Origin of the sequence: Dermacoccus barathri (assembly GCF_015070805.1) — a bacterium.
Taxonomy (GTDB): Bacteria; Actinomycetota; Actinomycetes; order Actinomycetales; family Dermatophilaceae; genus Dermacoccus; species Dermacoccus abyssi.
In genome coordinates, this window is the sequence record NZ_JADCTK010000001.1 from 68,369 (window position 1) to 84,092 (window position 15,724).

A 15,724-nucleotide genomic window follows, 5' to 3' on the forward strand; every position below is an offset into this window, starting at 1 on the left:
GCGAGCGCGCCCCGGTCTGGCCGTGATCAGACTTCCTCGACGCTGCTCGGCTCGCGGCGCGACAGGTCGATACCCAGCTCCTCGGCAGCGCGGAAGACTTCCTGCTCCGAGTCGCGAAGGTCGATCGCCGTGCCGTCGCTGCTGAGGACCTCAACGTTGAGGCAGAGCGACTGCATTTCCTTGATGAGGACCTTGAACGATTCCGGAATGCCGGGCTCGGGGATGTTCTCGCCCTTGACGATGGCCTCGTACACCTTGACGCGGCCGGTGACGTCGTCCGACTTGATGGTGAGCAGCTCCTGCAGCGCGTAGGCGGCGCCGTACGCCTCCAGGGCCCACACCTCCATCTCACCGAATCGCTGACCACCGAACTGCGCCTTACCACCGAGCGGCTGCTGGGTGATCATCGAGTACGGGCCGGTCGAACGGGCGTGGATCTTCTCGTCCACCAGGTGGTGGAGCTTGAGGATGTACATGTAGCCCACCGACACCGGGTCCGGGAACGGCTCGCCGGAACGACCGTCGAACAGCTGCGCCTTGCCGGAGTTGTCGATGAGACGCACGCCGTCACGGGTCTTGTTCGTCGAGTCGAGCAGTCCGCGGATCTCGGCCTCTCGCGCACCGTCGAACACCGGGGTGGCGATACGCGTGTTGGCGTCGGCCTGACGCGCGTCCTCGGGGATCTTGGCGGCCCACTCCGGGGTGCCCTCGATGTCCCAACCACGCGATGCGGCCCAGCCCATGTGCAGCTCGAGGACCTGACCCGGGTTCATTCGGGACGGAACACCGAGCGGGTTGAGCACGACGTCGACCGGCGTGCCGTCCTCGAGGAACGGCATGTCCTCGACCGGCAGGATCTTCGAGATGACGCCCTTGTTGCCGTGACGGCCGGCGAGCTTGTCACCGTCGGTGATCTTGCGCTTGTTCGCAACGTACACACGCACGAGCTGGTTGACGCCCGGGGGAAGCTCGTCGCCCTCCTCGCGGTCGAAGACCTTGACGCCGATGACCGTGCCGGTCTCGCCGTGCGGGACCTTCATGGACGTGTCACGGACCTCGCGGGCCTTCTCACCGAAGATGGCGCGCAGGAGGCGCTCCTCCGGCGTCAGCTCGGTCTCACCCTTCGGCGTGACCTTGCCGACGAGCAGGTCGCCGTCGCGGACCTCGGCACCGATGCGGATGATGCCGCGCTCGTCGAGGTCGGCGAGGACCTCCTCGGAGACGTTCGGGATGTCCCGCGTGATCTCCTCCGGGCCGAGCTTCGTGTCACGAGCGTCGATCTCGTGCTCCTCGATGTGGATCGAGGAGAGCGTGTCGTCCTGGACGAGACGCTGGCTGAGGATGATGGCGTCCTCGTAGTTGTAGCCCTCCCACGGCATGAACGCCACGAGCAGGTTCTTACCGAGCGACATCTCGCCACCGTCGGTCGCGGGACCGTCGGCGATGACAGCGCCTTCCTCGAGACGCTCACCCTCGGTGACCACGACACGCTGGTTGTAGCAGGTGCCCTGGTTCGAACGCGTGAACTTCGCGATGCGGTAGGTGCTGTACGTGGCGTCGTCGTTGGCGACGGTCACGAGGTCGGCGGAGACTTCCTGCACGACACCGGCCTTCGTCGCACGCACGACGTCACCCGAGTCGAGTGCCGCGCGGTACTCGATGCCGGTACCCACGAGCGGGGCCTCCGAGCGCACGAGCGGCACGGCCTGACGCTGCATGTTGGCACCCATGAGGGCGCGGTTGGCGTCGTCGTGCTCGAGGAACGGGATGAGCGCGGTGGCGGCCGAGACCATCTGACGTGCGGACACGTCCATGAAGTCGACCTCGTCGCGCGCGACGTCGCTCGCCTCGCCCCCCTTGGTGCGGGCCATCACGCGATCTTCGACGAACTCGTTGTCCTGCGTCAGCGGGGCGTTGGCCTGCGCAATGACGTAGGTGTCCTCCTCGTCGGCGGACAGGTAGACGACCTCGTCGGAGACCTTGCCGTTCTCGACCTTGCGGTACGGGGTCTCGACAAATCCGAACGGGTTGATGCGACCGTACGACGCGAGCGAACCGATGAGGCCGATGTTCGGGCCTTCCGGCGTCTCGATCGGGCACATGCGGCCGTAGTGCGACGGGTGGACGTCACGGACCTCCATGCCGGCGCGGTCACGGGAGAGACCACCCGGGCCCAGCGCGGAGAGACGACGCTTGTGCGTCAGACCGGCGAGCGGGTTGTTCTGGTCCATGAACTGCGACAGCTGCGAGGTGCCGAAGAACTCCTTGATCGACGCCACGACCGGGCGGATGTTGATCAGGGTCTGCGGCGTGATGGCCTCGACGTCCTGCGTCGTCATGCGCTCACGAACCACGCGCTCCATACGGGAAAGACCCGTGCGGACCTGGTTCTGGATGAGCTCACCGACGTTGCGGAGGCGACGGTTGCCGAAGTGGTCGATGTCGTCGACCTCGACACGCACGTCGACGTCCTCGCCGTGACGCTTGCCCTTCATCGTGTCCTCGCCGGCGTGCAGCGCGACGATGTACTTGATGGTGGCCACGACGTCGTCGACCGACAGCGTCGAGTCCTCGAGGCCGCCGTCGACACCGAGCTTCTTGTTGACCTTGTAGCGGCCGACCTTCGCGAGGTCGTAACGCTTGCCGTTGAAGTACAGGTTGTCGAGCAGCTGCTGAGCGGCCTCACGCGTCGGCGGTTCGCCCGGACGCAGCTTGCGGTAGATCTCGAGCAGCGCGGCGTCCTGGTCGGCCGTGTGGTCCTTCTCCAGGGTGGCGCGCATCGACTCGTACTGGCCGAACTCCTCGAGGATCTGAGCCTCGGTCCAGCCGAGGGCCTTGAGCAGGACGGTGACGGACTGCTTGCGCTTGCGGTCGACGCGAACGCCGACCATGTCGCGCTTGTCGACCTCGAACTCGAGCCAGGCACCGCGGCTCGGGATGACCTTGGCCGTGTAGATCTCCTTGTCGGAGGTCTTGTCGATGCTGCGCTCGAAGTACACGCCGGGGCTGCGCACGAGCTGCGAGACGACGACACGCTCGGTGCCGTTGATGACGAAGGTGCCGCGGTCGGTCATGAGCGGGAAGTCGCCCATGAAGACCGTCTGGCTCTTGATCTCGCCGGTCTCGGCGTTCATGAACTCGGCGGTGACGAAGAGGGGAGCCGCGTACGTCATGTCGCGCTCCTTGCACTCGTCGATCGAGTACTTGACGTCCTCGAAGCGGTGGTCGCGGAAGCTCAGCGACATGGAGCCGGAGAAGTCTTCGATCGGGGAGATCTCCTCGAAGATCTCCTCGAGACCGGAGCGCTCGGGGACGTCGACACGGCCCTCGGCCTTGGCGGCGGCCACGCGGGCCTGCCACTTCTCGTTGCCGAGGAGCCAGTCGAAGCTCTCGGTCTGCAACGCGAGCAGATCCGGGATTTCGAGGGGCTCACGAATTTTGGCGAAGGTGAGACGGCCGGAGGCAGTCTTCGCCGAGGACAGAGTCTGGGTCGCGGTGCGCGAGGCAGCCAAGGAGTGTTCCTTCCACAGGCCTAACAGAGCGGCTAATACGTGCCCTCAGCCCCGGACGGAACCCGAACCCCAACGCACTCGAGCGCGAGGATCGAACCCACCCGTCGTGGTGACCGGGACGCGACGCGGCCGCAGCCGGTCGAACAGTCGATCTCGTCGTCGTGCTTCGTTGGTTTTCGAGGGTGCCCAGAGACAAGGCAGCGCAAAATAGCAGAATAGTCCCCCGGTCGGGCACATGCAAGTTCGACGTCGTCGAGCGTTCGCTTCGTGCGTCGCGCTCCACCTGAGTCGATATGGAACGAGCCTCTCCCCCGAGGCTCGTATTGAGTTACATGAGGATGGCTCAGCCGGGCTCGCCAGTCAAGCACCCACACCGCGCCGCGCCCGAGCGACCGGCAAAACCCCCGTGATGACACCCCATCCGGGTGATTCGCGGCAGGTCGCCGAGCGGGCGCCCGAGGCTCCGGCTAGCCCGCCAGAGCCCCGAACCGCCCACTCAGCCTGGGCCACGGACCGACAGCGGCGACGCGCCCGTCCACGAGCACGACGACGCGGTCGGCCCGGGCCAGTGCGGCCCGCTTCGAACTCGCCCCGATGACGGTGGAGCCTCGCTCGCGCAGCGCGTTCCACAACTCCAGCTCGGTGGTGGCGTCGAGGGCGCTCGAGACGTCGTCGGCGACGATGAGTTCGGCGTTGGTGGCGAGTGCGCGCGCCAGGGCGAGACGTTGCACCTGCCCGCCCGACAGCCGCAGGCCGCGGTGACCGACCAGCGCATCGACACCCCCGGCCCGCTCGATGTCGGGCACGAGACGGGCATCGGCGACAGCCTCGTCGTACCGTCGCGGCAGACCGAGACGGATGTTGTCACCAAAGGTGCCCGACAGAACGCGGGGCGTCTGGGACACGTACGCCACCTGGCCCGGCCGCAGGAAGCTCTCCTCGTCCTCGACGACCTTCCCGTTCCACCGCAGTTCGCCGGTGTGGCGCACGAGCCCGGCGAGCGCGCCGAGCAGGCTCGACTTACCTGCGCCCACCTGACCGAGGACGAGGACGAGTTCGCCCGCCTCCACGGTGAGCGAGACGTCCTCGACGCCCAGCGTGCCGTCGTCGTGCACGGCCGAGAGGTGCTCGAGGCGCAGGCTCTCGAGCGGTTCCCCCGGCTCCTCTTGGGGCGCCGGGGCCCGGCCCGCCGCGAGGTCGACGCCCTTGGGCAGCGACGTGATGTCACGACCACCCGCGTAGGCCACCGTGGCCTGCTGCCACGCCCGGGTGCCGGGAGCCTCCGTGACCACGGCGCTGGCCACCTGGCCGAACCACTCGAACCCCATCGCCGCGTTCGCGACGAGGAGGCCCGTCGCGAGGCTCCAGACGTCCCAGACGACGCCGGCCCAGGCGATGACGACACCGGCTTCGATCGCGACGAGCGGAACGCCCTGGAGCACGGCGGCGATGCGGTGCTCCCGCACGGCGGCGTCGACGCGGCCCGCGTCCACCTGGCGCAGGTGCTCGCGCGCCTCCCGCAGACGCCCCGCCAGCTTCACGGTGCGCGCCGACTCGACGACGGAGACCAGCGCCCGGCCGAAGCGGGCACGGCTCTTCGACGCCGCAGCGGCGGAACTTCCTGCGAGGGGACGGCCGAGGGCCGAAGCAGCGGAGGAGACGAGCATGATGGCGGCGAGCACGGCACCGGTGAGCGGTGTGCCGGACACGAGCGACGTCACCGCGACGATGGCCAGACCGTTGAGGAAGTCGACCCAGCGGTCGGCGTATTTCACGAAGCGGTCGGCGTCCATCGCTCGGGCCACGACCTCGCCGGGCGGGGTGGCCTCGAGCCGCGACGTTGCCGTCTGACCGAGCAGCACGTTGAGGCGCACTCGAAGGAGCACCTCGATCCACCACCGGGGGTAGCGCGAGACGGCCCACGCGAGGATGCCCGGCCCGAGCAGCACCGCGACGAGGGAGGCGACGAGCCAGGGGCGCCACTCAGCGTCCGCGACGAGGGCCTCGACCGTCGTTCCCCACACCCAACCGGTGATGGCTCCCACCGAACCGACGAGGGAGAAGGCGAGGAAGCCCAGCCCCGGGATGGCGCCCCACAGGGGCTTGACCAGGAGCGCGTCACGGATACCCCGCCACAGCGGAGGGGCGGGGTCGACCTTGCGGGCGGCAGGCACGTCAGTGCGCCGACGAGCTCGCAGAACGGGTTGATCGTCCGGCGCCGACGGCGCGTCAGGCGTATCGGCCTCGGGTACCGAAGCGTCGGCTGCCTCCGCAGCCTCGAGGAGGCGGCTGAAGTGGCCCGGTGCCTGCGACAGCTCGTCGTGCGTGCCGAACTGCGCCACGCGGCCGCGCTCGAGCACCGCGACGAAGTCAGCGCGTTCGATGGTCGAGAGGCGGTGGGCGATGATGACCCCGGTGCGGTTCTTGAGCAGCCGCTCCGACGCCGCGACCACGCGCGCCTCCGTCACCGGATCCATCCGCGCCGTGGCCTCGTCGAGGATGACGACCTCGACGTCGCGTGCGAGCAGACGGGCGAAGGCGACGAGTTGCGCCTCCCCCGCCGAGAGCGTGATGCCTCCCGGGCCGAGCAGGGTGTCGACGCCGTTCGGCAGTCCCTCGACCCAGTCGCTCAACCCGAGCTCGGCCATGATCGCCGTCACCCGGGCATTGTCCGCCTCGCCGAAGAGCGTGACGTTCTCGGCCAGCGTGCCCGCGAGGATGTCGGTCTTCTGGGTCACCGTCCCCACAGCGGCGCGCAGGGCGTCGACGTCGAGCTCGAGCACATCACGCCCGCCGACGAACACCTGGCTCGCAGGCGGCTCGACGGCCCTGGAGACGAGGCTCGCGAGCGTCGACTTGCCGGAACCCGTGCGCCCGACGAGCGCGAGCGTCGCACCGGCGGGAAGCCGCAAGTCGACGTTCTCGAGGACGACGTCGTCGCCCGTGTAGGAGAACGTGAGGTCGCGGAACTCGAGGCTGAGATCGCCGTCGGGGACCGGATCGCCCTCGACGCGCTCGGGCTCGACCGCCATGAGCTGACGCAGTCGGGTGATGGCGCCGAGGCCGGCCTGCAGGTCGGGAAGCTGCTCGGCGAGGCGCCCGACCCGCCCGACGAAGGTGCTCGTCACGAGCACGAGCGTCACAACCTGCGAGACCGCGAGGTCACCGCGCGAGGCGAGAACGACACTGACCGCCATCGCCACGGCGAGCAGGAGATGCAGCGTCAGCCCGGAGCGAAGGATGACGCCGACTTCGAGGCGCAGCACGTCCTGGAAACGACGGTGCACCACCGACGACAGGCGCACGATGTTGGCGAGGACGAAGCCCTGGCCGAGGTTGGTGCGGATGTCGTCACGCGCGGCCACGCCCTCTTCGAACGCAGCGGCGTGCTCTGTCCACTGGGCTTCCTCGATGACCTTCCGCTCGGCGATCTTGCCCAGCAGGGGCTTGATGAGCCAGAAGGCCCCCGCGGCGAAGAGCGGGAACATCACCCACGCGGGAGTCCAGGACACGCCCGCCACGACCCACATGGGCACGAGCGCGAAGACGGTGTTGAGCACCATCCACAGCTGCATGCGCACGAGGTTGTTCACCTCGTGGGTGTCGTCGTCGACGCGGTCGAGCACCTCTCCCACGGCCTGCTCCGACAGCGCCGCGAGGGGCTGGTGCAGCACGGCGTCGACGAGGTCCTGGCGCAGCGCGCCGGCAGCCCGATCGACGACGGTGGCCCACACGTATCGACCCACCGTGTTGAGCACGGCGCTGCCGAGCAGGAGCACGGCCAGCCACGCGACGAGCCCACCCTCGGGATGTTCCGCGAGCCGCCCTGCGAGGAGCGCCGCGATCGAGGGACCCACCGACGAGACGGCCAGCGCAACGAGCGCGATCACAGCGGCGGGGCCACGCAGGCGTCGCCAGTCGACAGGAGCCCGATGGGCTTCGGAAGCCGATCGGGTGGGAGCGGACGCTGACTGCTGACTCATGGCCCGGAACACATTAGAGGCAGCCGGTGACAACCGCACACGAATATTGCCCCGACACAAACGACCATCGGGCCGCACCCGCAGGTGCGACCCGATGGTCGAAGTTCACGATCCCAGGCGAGCCCGGGACGAGATCACTTGAGCTCGACGGTGGCGCCGGCGCCCTCGAGGGACTCCTTGGCCTTGTCCGCGGTCTCCTTGTTGACACCCTCGAGAACGGGCTTCGGAGCACCGTCAACGAGGTCCTTGGCCTCCTTCAGACCGAGGGACGTCAGGGCGCGGACCTCCTTGATGACCTGGATCTTCTTGTCACCGGCAGCGGCCAGGATGACGTCGAACTCGTCCTTCTCCTCGGCAGCGGCAGCGTCGCCACCGGCAGCCGGAGCGGCACCGGCAACTGCAACCGGGGCAGCAGCGGTGACGTTGAACGTGTCCTCGAAGAGCGTCACGAACTCGGAGAGCTCGATGAGCGTCATTTCCTTGAAAGCCTCAAGGAGCTCGTCGTTGGAGAGCTTCGCCATGATGGGCGTCCTTTCTGTTCTTGTCGGATCGCAGATGTTCTCTGGCGATCCGTGCCGTGAGTGGCGTTGTGTTGGGTGCGACCTGCTCGACGGGTGTCGAGATCAGGCCTCGTCGCCACCCTCGGCGACGTCTGCGGTGGCCTCTTCGGCAGCCGGAGCTGCGTCGGAAACCGGGCCCTCGGTCTCGACCTTCGCGCGCAGGGCCTCGATTGCACGAGCGCTCTGCGACAGCGGGGCCGCGAAGAGGTAAACCGCCTGGCTGAGCGAGGCCTGGAAGCCCCCGGCCAGCTTGGCGAGCAGGGTCTCGCGGGACTCGAGGTCCGCAAGCTTGTTGATCTCCTCGGCCGACATGGCCTTGCCGTCAAGGACGCCGCCCTTGATGACGAGGAGAGGGTTGGCCTTGGCGAAGTCACGCAGCTTCTTCGCCGTCTCCACCGGGTCACCGGTGACGAAGGCGATAGCGGACGGGCCCTGGAGCTGGCCGTCGAAGGCCGTGACTCCGGCCTCGGCAGCCGCACGAGCGGTCAGCGTGTTCTTCACCACGGAGTAAGTGGCGTGCTCACGAATGGAGTTACGCAGATCGGTGATCTGCGCCACGGTCAGGCCGCGGTACTCCGTCAGCACGGCAGCATCCGAGTTGCGGAAGTTGTCCGCGAGCTCGGCAATGGCTGCATCCTTTGCGGCAGTAGCCATGCGTGCCTCCTTCGGTGGTGAATGCCAGTCGTGAGGGCGCACATGAAAAAGAGCCTCAAGCGCAGGTGCGCTGAGGCTCGAAAGCACCGATGACACGCACTCAAGGAGTGCGGCCACGATGGACGACTTAGCTCACCTACGCGGGCTGCTCACCTTCGTGAGGCCTTCGGTCGTGCGCCGCTTCGAGAAGCAACTCATGACAACCGGCGGTCATTGGTAGGTACGAGATTACCGGGGCTGACGGGGATGACCAAATCGAGCCGCAACCCCGGCGAACGACGAGACCCCACCGAGTCGAACTCGGCGGGGCCTCGTGGCGTTCTTAAGAGGGATCAGGCCTGGTCGGCCGACTCCTCCATGAGGTTGCGCGTGCGCGACTGGTCCAGCAGGATGCCGGGGCCCATCGTGGTGGCCAGCGTGGCCTTCGTGATGTAGCGACCCTTCGACGCGGACGGCTTGAGGCGCAGGATCTCCTCCAGCGCAGCCGCGTAGTTCTCGACGAGGGCGCGCTCGTCGAACGAGGCCTTGCCGATGATGAAGTGAAGGTTCGCGTGCTTGTCAACGCGGAACTCGATCTTTCCGCCCTTGATGTCGGAGACGGCCTTGGCGACGTCCATCGTCACCGTGCCCGTCTTCGGGTTCGGCATGAGACCGCGGGGGCCGAGGACCTTACCGAGACGACCGACCTTGCCCATGAGGTCCGGCGTGGCGACGACGGCGTCGAAGTCCGTCCAGCCGCCCTGAACCTTGGCGATGAGGTCGTCCGAACCGACGAAGTCGGCGCCGGCGGCCTCAGCCGCAGCTGCCTTGTCGCCGTTCGCGAAGACGAGGACGCGGGCCGTCTTACCCGTGCCGTGCGGCAAGTTGACCGTGCCGCGGACCATCTGGTCGGCCTTGCGCGGGTCGACACCGAGACGCATCGCGACCTCGACGGTGGCGTCGAACTTCGTCTCGCTCGTCGACTTGGCGATACGAACCGCCTCGAGCGGGGAGTAGAGCTTGCCGGCCTCGATCTTCTCTTCGGCCGCGCGGTAAGCCTTGCTGCGCTTCATGAGTTCTCCTTGGAACAGGTGGAGGTCGTGGTTGTACGGACCAGCGCGGGCCCAACCACTTTCGAACCGTGAGGTTCACGACGGACGGAAAGGCTCCGAACGCCGCTGATGCCACAAGGGCAACCCTTCAAGGATAGCCGAAGGGCCCAGACCACCGAAATCGGTGAGCTGGGCCCTTCGAGGACGACAGCGGTGGAGATCAGGCCATATTTTCTGGACTGAAAGCACACCGCCGGACCGTCACCTATGAAGCGAACGCGCGGCGTCCGTTCCGTCGGTGCACTTTCAGTCCGTCGTAATACCCATCGAGCGCGCCGTTCCCGCAATGATGCGCGAGGCCATGTCGATGTCGTTGGCGTTCAGGTCCTGCATCTTCATCTCGGCGATCTCGCGGATCTGGTCCTTGCTCAGGTGAGCGACCTTCGTCTTGTGGGGCTCGCCGGAGCCCTTCTGCACGCCCGCAGCCTTCTTGATGAGCTCAGCAGCCGGCGGCGTCTTCGTGATGAAGGTAAAGGAGCGGTCTTCGTAGACCGTGATCTCGACCGGGATGACGTTGCCACGCTGGGATTCCGTCGCGGCGTTGTACGCCTTGACGAACTCCATGATGTTGACGCCGTGCTGACCCAGCGCCGGACCGACCGGCGGTGCCGGCGTAGCCGCGCCGGCCTGGATCTGCAGCTTGATGAAGCCGGAAACCTTCTTCTTCGGGGGCATGGTGCCACCTCTTTCGTGTTGTGGGCCGACGCCGTGGGCGATGACCCGGTTGCATCCTCGTCACCCGGACGGGCGACGAGAGGAACAGGTGGGGCTGATCAGATCTTGGCGACCTGGTTGAAGCCCAGTTCGACCGGCGTTTCGCGGCCGAAGATGGAGACGAGGACCTTGAGCTTCGCGGTGTCAGCGTTGATCTCGGAGATCGTCGCGGGCAGCGTCTCGAACGGGCCCTCCATGACGGTGACGGACTCGCCGACGGTGAAGTCGACAGCAACCGGGGCCGTGCCCGAGCCGCCCTTGGCGCCTCCGGTGGCAGCGGCGTCGGAAGCCTTCTCCGGCTCGTCGAACGTCGGGTTCAGCATCGTGACGACCTCGTCGATCGACAGCGGCGACGGCTGGTGGGCGTTGCCCACGAAGCCGGTGACGCCCGGCGTGTGACGCACGGCGCCCCACGACTCGTCCGTGAGGTCCATGCGCACGAGGACGTATCCGGGCATGCGAACGCGCGTGCCGGACTTCTTCTGACCGTTGCGGATCTCGGTGTACTCCTCGATCGGCACCTCGATCTGGAAGATGTAGTCCTCCATGTTGAGGCTCGTGATGCGCTGCTCGAGGTTCGTCTTCACGCGCTTCTCGTAGCCGGCGTAGGAGTGGACGACGTACCAGTCACCGAACTGCGACTTGAGGTCGGCGATGAAGGCCTCGCGCGGGTCGACGGCAGCCTCGTCGGCGCCGTCCTCGGAAGCGGACGCCTCGTCCTCGGTGCGCGCGGCGTTCTCCTCGTCGGCTTCGTCGGCCGTCGGCAGTTCGCCGATCTCGCCGAGCTCGGGCGTGAGATCGGCGTCCGGCGTCTGTGCGGCGTCGGCCGCGTACTCGGCCTCTTCTCGAGCGGCGGGCGAGAGCTGCTCGGGGTTCTGCTCGGTCATCGACCCTGCTTCCTTCACATGAGGGGAACTACATTCAAGTGGTGCGCCACACAAGCGCGCCGCCCGTGCCTCCCGCGAAGCGGGCGCCCAGGCGGCGACTCTCGTGATGTCTCGGGGATCAGCCGGAGCCGAAGACCCACGACACCGCACGCGTGAACATCCAGTCTAGACCGTTGACGTAGGCCATGATGACCGCGAGGAACACCAGGACGGCAATCGTGAAGCTGGTGAGTTCGTCACGCGTGGGGTAGACGACCTTGCGCATCTCGTCGATCACCTGTCGGACGAACAACAGGATGCGGCCGAAGAAACCGCGGCGCTCACGCTCGCCTGCGACGGCCGTGCTCGTCGCTGCGTCGTTGTCTGCCACAGTGTCACCCTTCCGGATCAGTGCGCTGTGCAGGGCACGAGGGACTTGAACCCCCAACCCCCGGTTTTGGAGACCGGTGCTCTGCCAATTGAGCTAGTGCCCTTCGCGGGTTGCCCCGCGCGGTATCCCGAATGGGTGTCCGGTCTACCGGCGCTCGAGTCTACGGGACGAACGGCGCTGGGTGGAAATCGGGGTGGCCCCACGGCCGCGAGGCTGCGCCACGCTCGGGAACGTACGTGCTCGGTGACAGGATGAGGGCGTGACCGGAACGACCAGGACCGCCCGCGACATCGACACCCTCCCGAAGGCCCACCTGCATCTGCACTTCACTGGCTCGATGGCGTTCGACACGCTGCTCGACCTCAGCGTCGCTCACCGAGTTCGCCTTCCGGAGAGCCTCACGGCCCACTGGCCGCCGACGCTCGCCTCTGCCATGGACGAACGCGGCTGGTTCCGCTTCCAGCGCCTCTACGACGCGGCCCGCGCCTGCGTGCGCTCGGAGGACGACATGCGACGCATCGTGGACGAGGCCGCGGCCACAGACGCCGCGGAGGGTTCGCGATGGCTGGAGATCCAGGTCGACCCCACCTCCTACGCCCCCTTCGTCGGCGGAATCACACCCGCGCTGGAGATCGTGCTCGACGAAGCGCATAAGGCGTCCGAGCGCCACGACATCGGCGTCGGCGTCGTCGTGGCTGCCTCGCGCCTCAAGCACCCCTTCGACGCCCGCACACTCGCCCGGCTCGCCGCGAGGAACGCAGGCCCGGTTGTCGGCTTCGGGTTGAGTAACGACGAGCGCCGCGGTGACACCGAGAGCTTCGCGCCGGCCTTCCGCATCGCCCGGGACGCCGGGCTCGCCTCGCTCCCCCACGGCGGTGAGCTGCTCGGCCCCGACGCGGTCACGGAAACGCTCGATGCCCTGCGTCCCGACCGCCTCGGCCACGGGGTGCGTAGTGCGGATTCCGATGACGTCCTGCGCAGGGTCGTCGACGACGGTGTGGGCCTCGAGGTGTGTCCCGGCAGCAACGTCGCGCTCGGCGTCTACGAGGAAGCCCGTGACGTGCCCCTGCGCCGCCTTTTCGACGCGGGAGCCAAGATGGCGCTCGGCGCGGACGATCCCCTGCTGTTCGGCTCGCGCCTGAGCGATCAGTACCGCACGGCGCGCGACGTCCACGGCCTCAGCGACGCCGAACTCGCGCAGCTGGCACGCGACAGCTTCGCCATCTCCCGAGCACCGCAGGACGTCGTGCAGCGCGCGAACGCCGACATCGACGCGTGGCTGCTCGCCCAACCCACCGGCTCGACCCAGACCAACGAGGCGTGACGCTCAGAGCGTGAGGCCGACCCAGACGGGCTCGGGCACGAGACGGACGCCGAAGGCCTCCTCCACGCCGTCGACGACGACGCGGGCGAGCGCTGCGACATCGGCAGCAGTGGCCGTACCGCGGTTCGTCAGGGCGAGCGTGTGCTTCGTCGAGAGGGCCGCGGGGCCCGGCAGGTTGTAGCCCTTGCCGAAGCCACCCTTGTCGATGAGCCACGCGGCCGACGTCTTGAGCATGTCGGGGTGTGCCGCGCCCGCAGGGAACTGCGGAGGCACCGGGCCCTTGGCGCCGAGGCGCTCCTCGGCGCGCGCGACGATCGAGTCCATCTGCTCACGCGTGACGATGGGGTTGGTGAAGAACGAGCCGCACGACCACGTGTCGTGATCGCCCGCCTCGAGCACCATGCCGCGCTTCGCGCGCTGCGCGAGGACGCCTGCACGCGCGTCGGCGAGCGGCACGCGCTCGCCCTGTTCGACGCCGAGGCCGGCCGCGAGGTCGGCGTACGCGATGGGCTGGCTGCGGTCTGCCTTGCGCAACTGGAACGAGACATCGAGCACGACGTAGCGCCCGCTCTTGTCACCCTCGCGATACGGGGTGTTCTTGAAGATGCTGTGGCGGTAGGTGAACTCGCAGTCGGCGTTCGCGAAGGTCTTGATCTGCTGCGTCACCCGGTCGTAGGTGCGCACGCTGGAGATCGTCTGGGCGACCTCCTGCCCGTAGGCGCCGACGTTCTGCACCGGGGTGGCGCCGACGAGACCGGGAATGCCGGAGAGCGCCTCGATGCCCGACCAGTCGCGCTCACACGCCTCCCGCACGAAGTCGTCCCACACGACGCCGGCGCCGACGCGGACGGTGACGCCACCGCAGTCTGAGTCGTGCTCGATCTCGAGGCCCTGGTTGGCGATCTTGACGACTGTTCCGGGGAACCCCTCGTCGGCGATGAGCAGGTTGGAGCCACCGGAGAGAACGAGCAGGGGCTCGCCCGCGTCGTCGGTCTCGCGCACGGCGTCGACGATCTCGTCGATGGTCTCGGCCACGACGAGGCGGCGTGCGGGGCCGCCGACGTGCATCGTCGTCAGCGATGCCAGGGGGATGTCGAACTGCTCCTGCACGAAGACCTCACTCAGATGTTGACGACCGCTCGGGCTCGGTTCAAGACCTTAGTGCCTGCTACCGACACGGCCGCATCGAGCGTCACGGTGCCGGCGGACTCGTCCGTTGCGGCGATCGTGAGAACGAGCGCCACCTCGACGCCGTCGTCACCGGCCGGCACGACGACCGGGGCGGCGAAGCGCGTCGTGAAGGATGCGACCTCACGCCCTGCCGCTGCCGTCTCGACGGCGGAAGCCACGAGGCCCATGGTGAGCATGCCGTGCGCGATGACGTCGGGCAGACCGACGGAGCGGGCGAACTCCTCGTCCTGGTGGATGGGGTTCTGATCGCCACTCGCGTTGGCGTAGGCCACGAGGTCGGCTCGCAGCAGACGGTGGGTCGTCGACCAGACCTCGTCACCGACCTCGGCGTCGGTGAGGGATGTCACGGTGCTCATGCCTGCTCCCCTCGAATGACGACGACACTCGTCGTCGTGACGCGGGGCTCGCCCGCAGTGGTCTCGACGCCCGTCTCGAGCGTCACCATGTCGTGGCCCCCGGCCGAGCGCACCCGGCGCACCGTGGTGGTGGCGACGAGTTCGTCACCCGCGACGATCGGGGCGTGGTAGGTGAAGCCCTCCTCGCCGTGGACGAGCCGCGAGAAGTCGACGTTCGCCTCCGGATCGACCATGAACTCGGCCTCGGCGCGCTGTGCGATCGTGACGGCGAACGTCAGGGGCGCAGCCTGTGACGTCGCGCCCGAGCTGGCGCCGGGCGAGCGAACGGCCGCGGCGAAGGCGTCGAGCTCGTCCTGCGTCACGACATGCGGCTCCGGAATGGAATAGGTGCGGCCCTCGACGGCCGGGTTGACTGCCATGACTCGACCGTAGGCGCCCCGCAGGGCTACCCGGAAGTCGCGGCCGACGCCGAACCTGCGCGAGCGGCTCAGACATGACGAAGGGCCGTCACCGTGCGGTGACGACCCTCCGTGGATGTTTCGTGCGCGAGATCAGCGGGTCTCGCGGTGCGCCGTGTGCTTCACGCAGCGCTTGCAGAACTTCGCCAGTTCGAGACGGTCGGGGTTGTTCCGACGGTTCTTCTTGGTGATGTAGTTGCGCTCCTTGCACACGGTGCAAGCCATCGTGATCTTCGGGCGAACGTCAGCGCTCTTGGAGGCCATGTCCCACACCTGCTCTCGGAAAGTCGAAATCTGTTGTCATGGAGATTGGTAGCGGGAGCGGGACTCGATCCCGCGACCTCACGATTATGAGTCGTGCGCTCTAACCAGCTGAGCTACCCCGCCGCGCCGTGAACCTTCCGGGCGAGCCCGAAACATTCAAGCGAGCCCCCAAACGGAATCGAACCGTTGACCTTCTCCTTACCATGGAGACGCTCTGCCGACTGAGCTATAGGGGCCTCGCGCCACCGGTATCGAAGGCTCGACACGTTTTGGGCGCGAGGAAGACCTTACACGGGTGGGTAACCAAAGTGAAATCGAGATGACCTGCGGATGCGGGTGTTCTCGACCACACACGACGCC

Annotated in this window: 13 protein-coding genes and 3 tRNA genes; 1 reads left to right on the forward strand and 15 read right to left on the reverse strand. The window is 67.6% G+C overall.

Translation table 11 applies throughout. The features are described from left to right. Positions 1-26: 26 nt before the first annotated feature. The 9 genes from rpoB to IM689_RS00405 all read right to left on the reverse strand — a co-directional run bounded on the left by rpoB (position 27) and on the right by IM689_RS00405 (position 11,874). Positions 27-3,512 carry a DNA-directed RNA polymerase subunit beta gene (gene rpoB, locus IM689_RS00365; protein WP_193642432.1) on the reverse strand — a complete coding sequence of 1,162 codons (3,486 nt, stop codon included), beginning with the start codon at positions 3,510-3,512 and terminating at the stop codon, positions 27-29. Positions 3,513-3,979: 467 nt separating this feature from the next. Further along, positions 3,980-7,495, reverse strand: a complete 3,516-nt coding sequence (locus tag IM689_RS00370) for an ATP-binding cassette domain-containing protein (protein WP_193642433.1) — start codon at positions 7,493-7,495, stop codon at positions 3,980-3,982. Between the two features lie 134 nt (positions 7,496-7,629). Continuing rightward, the gene (gene rplL, locus IM689_RS00375) at positions 7,630-8,016 is read right to left on the reverse strand and encodes a 50S ribosomal protein L7/L12 (RefSeq protein ID WP_129664284.1); all 387 of its coding nucleotides are present in this window, start codon (positions 8,014-8,016) and stop codon (positions 7,630-7,632) included. 102 nt (positions 8,017-8,118) lie between these two features. After that, on the reverse strand, positions 8,119-8,709 hold the full coding sequence (gene rplJ, locus IM689_RS00380) for a 50S ribosomal protein L10 (RefSeq protein WP_047310406.1): 591 nt from the start codon (positions 8,707-8,709) through the stop codon (positions 8,119-8,121). 332 nt (positions 8,710-9,041) lie between these two features. After that, positions 9,042-9,761 (reverse strand): 50S ribosomal protein L1, encoded by a 720-nt coding sequence (rplA, locus tag IM689_RS00385; protein ID WP_193642434.1) that lies wholly within the window; start codon positions 9,759-9,761, stop codon positions 9,042-9,044. 285 nt (positions 9,762-10,046) lie between these two features. Continuing rightward, a complete protein-coding gene (rplK, locus tag IM689_RS00390; protein ID WP_047310409.1) occupies positions 10,047-10,475 on the reverse strand; it encodes a 50S ribosomal protein L11 in 429 nt (142 codons plus the stop codon). A 98-nt stretch (positions 10,476-10,573) separates the two neighbouring features. Next, entirely contained in the window at positions 10,574-11,401 is an 828-nt protein-coding gene (gene nusG, locus IM689_RS00395; protein ID WP_193642435.1) for a transcription termination/antitermination protein NusG, read from the reverse strand. A 118-nt stretch (positions 11,402-11,519) separates the two neighbouring features. Continuing rightward, complete coding sequence (gene secE / locus IM689_RS00400) at positions 11,520-11,771, reverse strand: preprotein translocase subunit SecE (RefSeq protein ID WP_118912249.1); 252 nt, start codon at positions 11,769-11,771, stop codon at positions 11,520-11,522. A gap of 30 nt (positions 11,772-11,801) precedes the next feature. Continuing rightward, positions 11,802-11,874: transfer RNA gene (locus tag IM689_RS00405), tRNA-Trp, on the reverse strand. 156 nt (positions 11,875-12,030) lie between these two features. Between IM689_RS00405 and IM689_RS00410 the strand changes: the two genes are divergently transcribed. After that, positions 12,031-13,095 (forward strand): adenosine deaminase, encoded by a 1,065-nt coding sequence (locus IM689_RS00410; protein WP_193642436.1) that lies wholly within the window; start codon positions 12,031-12,033, stop codon positions 13,093-13,095. 3 nt (positions 13,096-13,098) lie between these two features. Here IM689_RS00410 and IM689_RS00415 read toward each other — a convergent pair whose 3' ends face one another. The 6 genes from IM689_RS00415 to IM689_RS00440 all read right to left on the reverse strand — a co-directional run bounded on the left by IM689_RS00415 (position 13,099) and on the right by IM689_RS00440 (position 15,600). Continuing rightward, positions 13,099-14,205 carry a UDP-N-acetylmuramate dehydrogenase gene (locus tag IM689_RS00415; RefSeq protein WP_193642437.1) on the reverse strand — a complete coding sequence of 369 codons (1,107 nt, stop codon included), beginning with the start codon at positions 14,203-14,205 and terminating at the stop codon, positions 13,099-13,101. 11 nt (positions 14,206-14,216) lie between these two features. Further along, positions 14,217-14,642: a MaoC/PaaZ C-terminal domain-containing protein gene (locus IM689_RS00420; RefSeq protein ID WP_193642438.1), complete on the reverse strand. Its 426-nt coding sequence runs from the start codon at positions 14,640-14,642 to the stop codon at positions 14,217-14,219. Beyond that, positions 14,639-15,061, reverse strand: a complete 423-nt coding sequence (locus IM689_RS00425; RefSeq protein ID WP_118912253.1) for an FAS1-like dehydratase domain-containing protein — start codon at positions 15,059-15,061, stop codon at positions 14,639-14,641. Before IM689_RS00425 ends, IM689_RS00420 begins: the two co-directional genes overlap by 4 nt. Before the next feature lie 132 nt (positions 15,062-15,193). Beyond that, positions 15,194-15,364 carry a 50S ribosomal protein L33 gene (rpmG, locus tag IM689_RS00430; protein ID WP_047311061.1) on the reverse strand — a complete coding sequence of 57 codons (171 nt, stop codon included), beginning with the start codon at positions 15,362-15,364 and terminating at the stop codon, positions 15,194-15,196. Positions 15,365-15,410: 46 nt separating this feature from the next. Next, positions 15,411-15,487: transfer RNA gene (locus tag IM689_RS00435), tRNA-Met, on the reverse strand. A 40-nt stretch (positions 15,488-15,527) separates the two neighbouring features. Then, positions 15,528-15,600 (reverse strand) — tRNA-Thr (locus IM689_RS00440). Positions 15,601-15,724: the final 124 nt, after the last annotated feature.

Coding starts and splice junctions, on each gene's coding strand:
- IM689_RS00370 (WP_193642433.1), bottom strand. CDS start 7,495: ATGAGTCAGCAGTCAGCGTCCGCTCCCACCCGATCGGCTTCCGAAGCC.
- rplL (WP_129664284.1), bottom strand. CDS start 8,016: ATGGCGAAGCTCTCCAACGACGAGCTCCTTGAGGCTTTCAAGGAAATG.
- rplJ (WP_047310406.1), bottom strand. CDS start 8,709: ATGGCTACTGCCGCAAAGGATGCAGCCATTGCCGAGCTCGCGGACAAC.
- rplA (WP_193642434.1), bottom strand. CDS start 9,761: ATGAAGCGCAGCAAGGCTTACCGCGCGGCCGAAGAGAAGATCGAGGCC.
- rplK (WP_047310409.1), bottom strand. CDS start 10,475: ATGCCCCCGAAGAAGAAGGTTTCCGGCTTCATCAAGCTGCAGATCCAG.
- nusG (WP_193642435.1), bottom strand. CDS start 11,401: ATGACCGAGCAGAACCCCGAGCAGCTCTCGCCCGCCGCTCGAGAAGAG.
- IM689_RS00420 (WP_193642438.1), bottom strand. CDS start 14,642: ATGAGCACCGTGACATCCCTCACCGACGCCGAGGTCGGTGACGAGGTC.
- IM689_RS00425 (WP_118912253.1), bottom strand. CDS start 15,061: ATGGCAGTCAACCCGGCCGTCGAGGGCCGCACCTATTCCATTCCGGAG.
- rpmG (WP_047311061.1), bottom strand. CDS start 15,364: ATGGCCTCCAAGAGCGCTGACGTTCGCCCGAAGATCACGATGGCTTGC.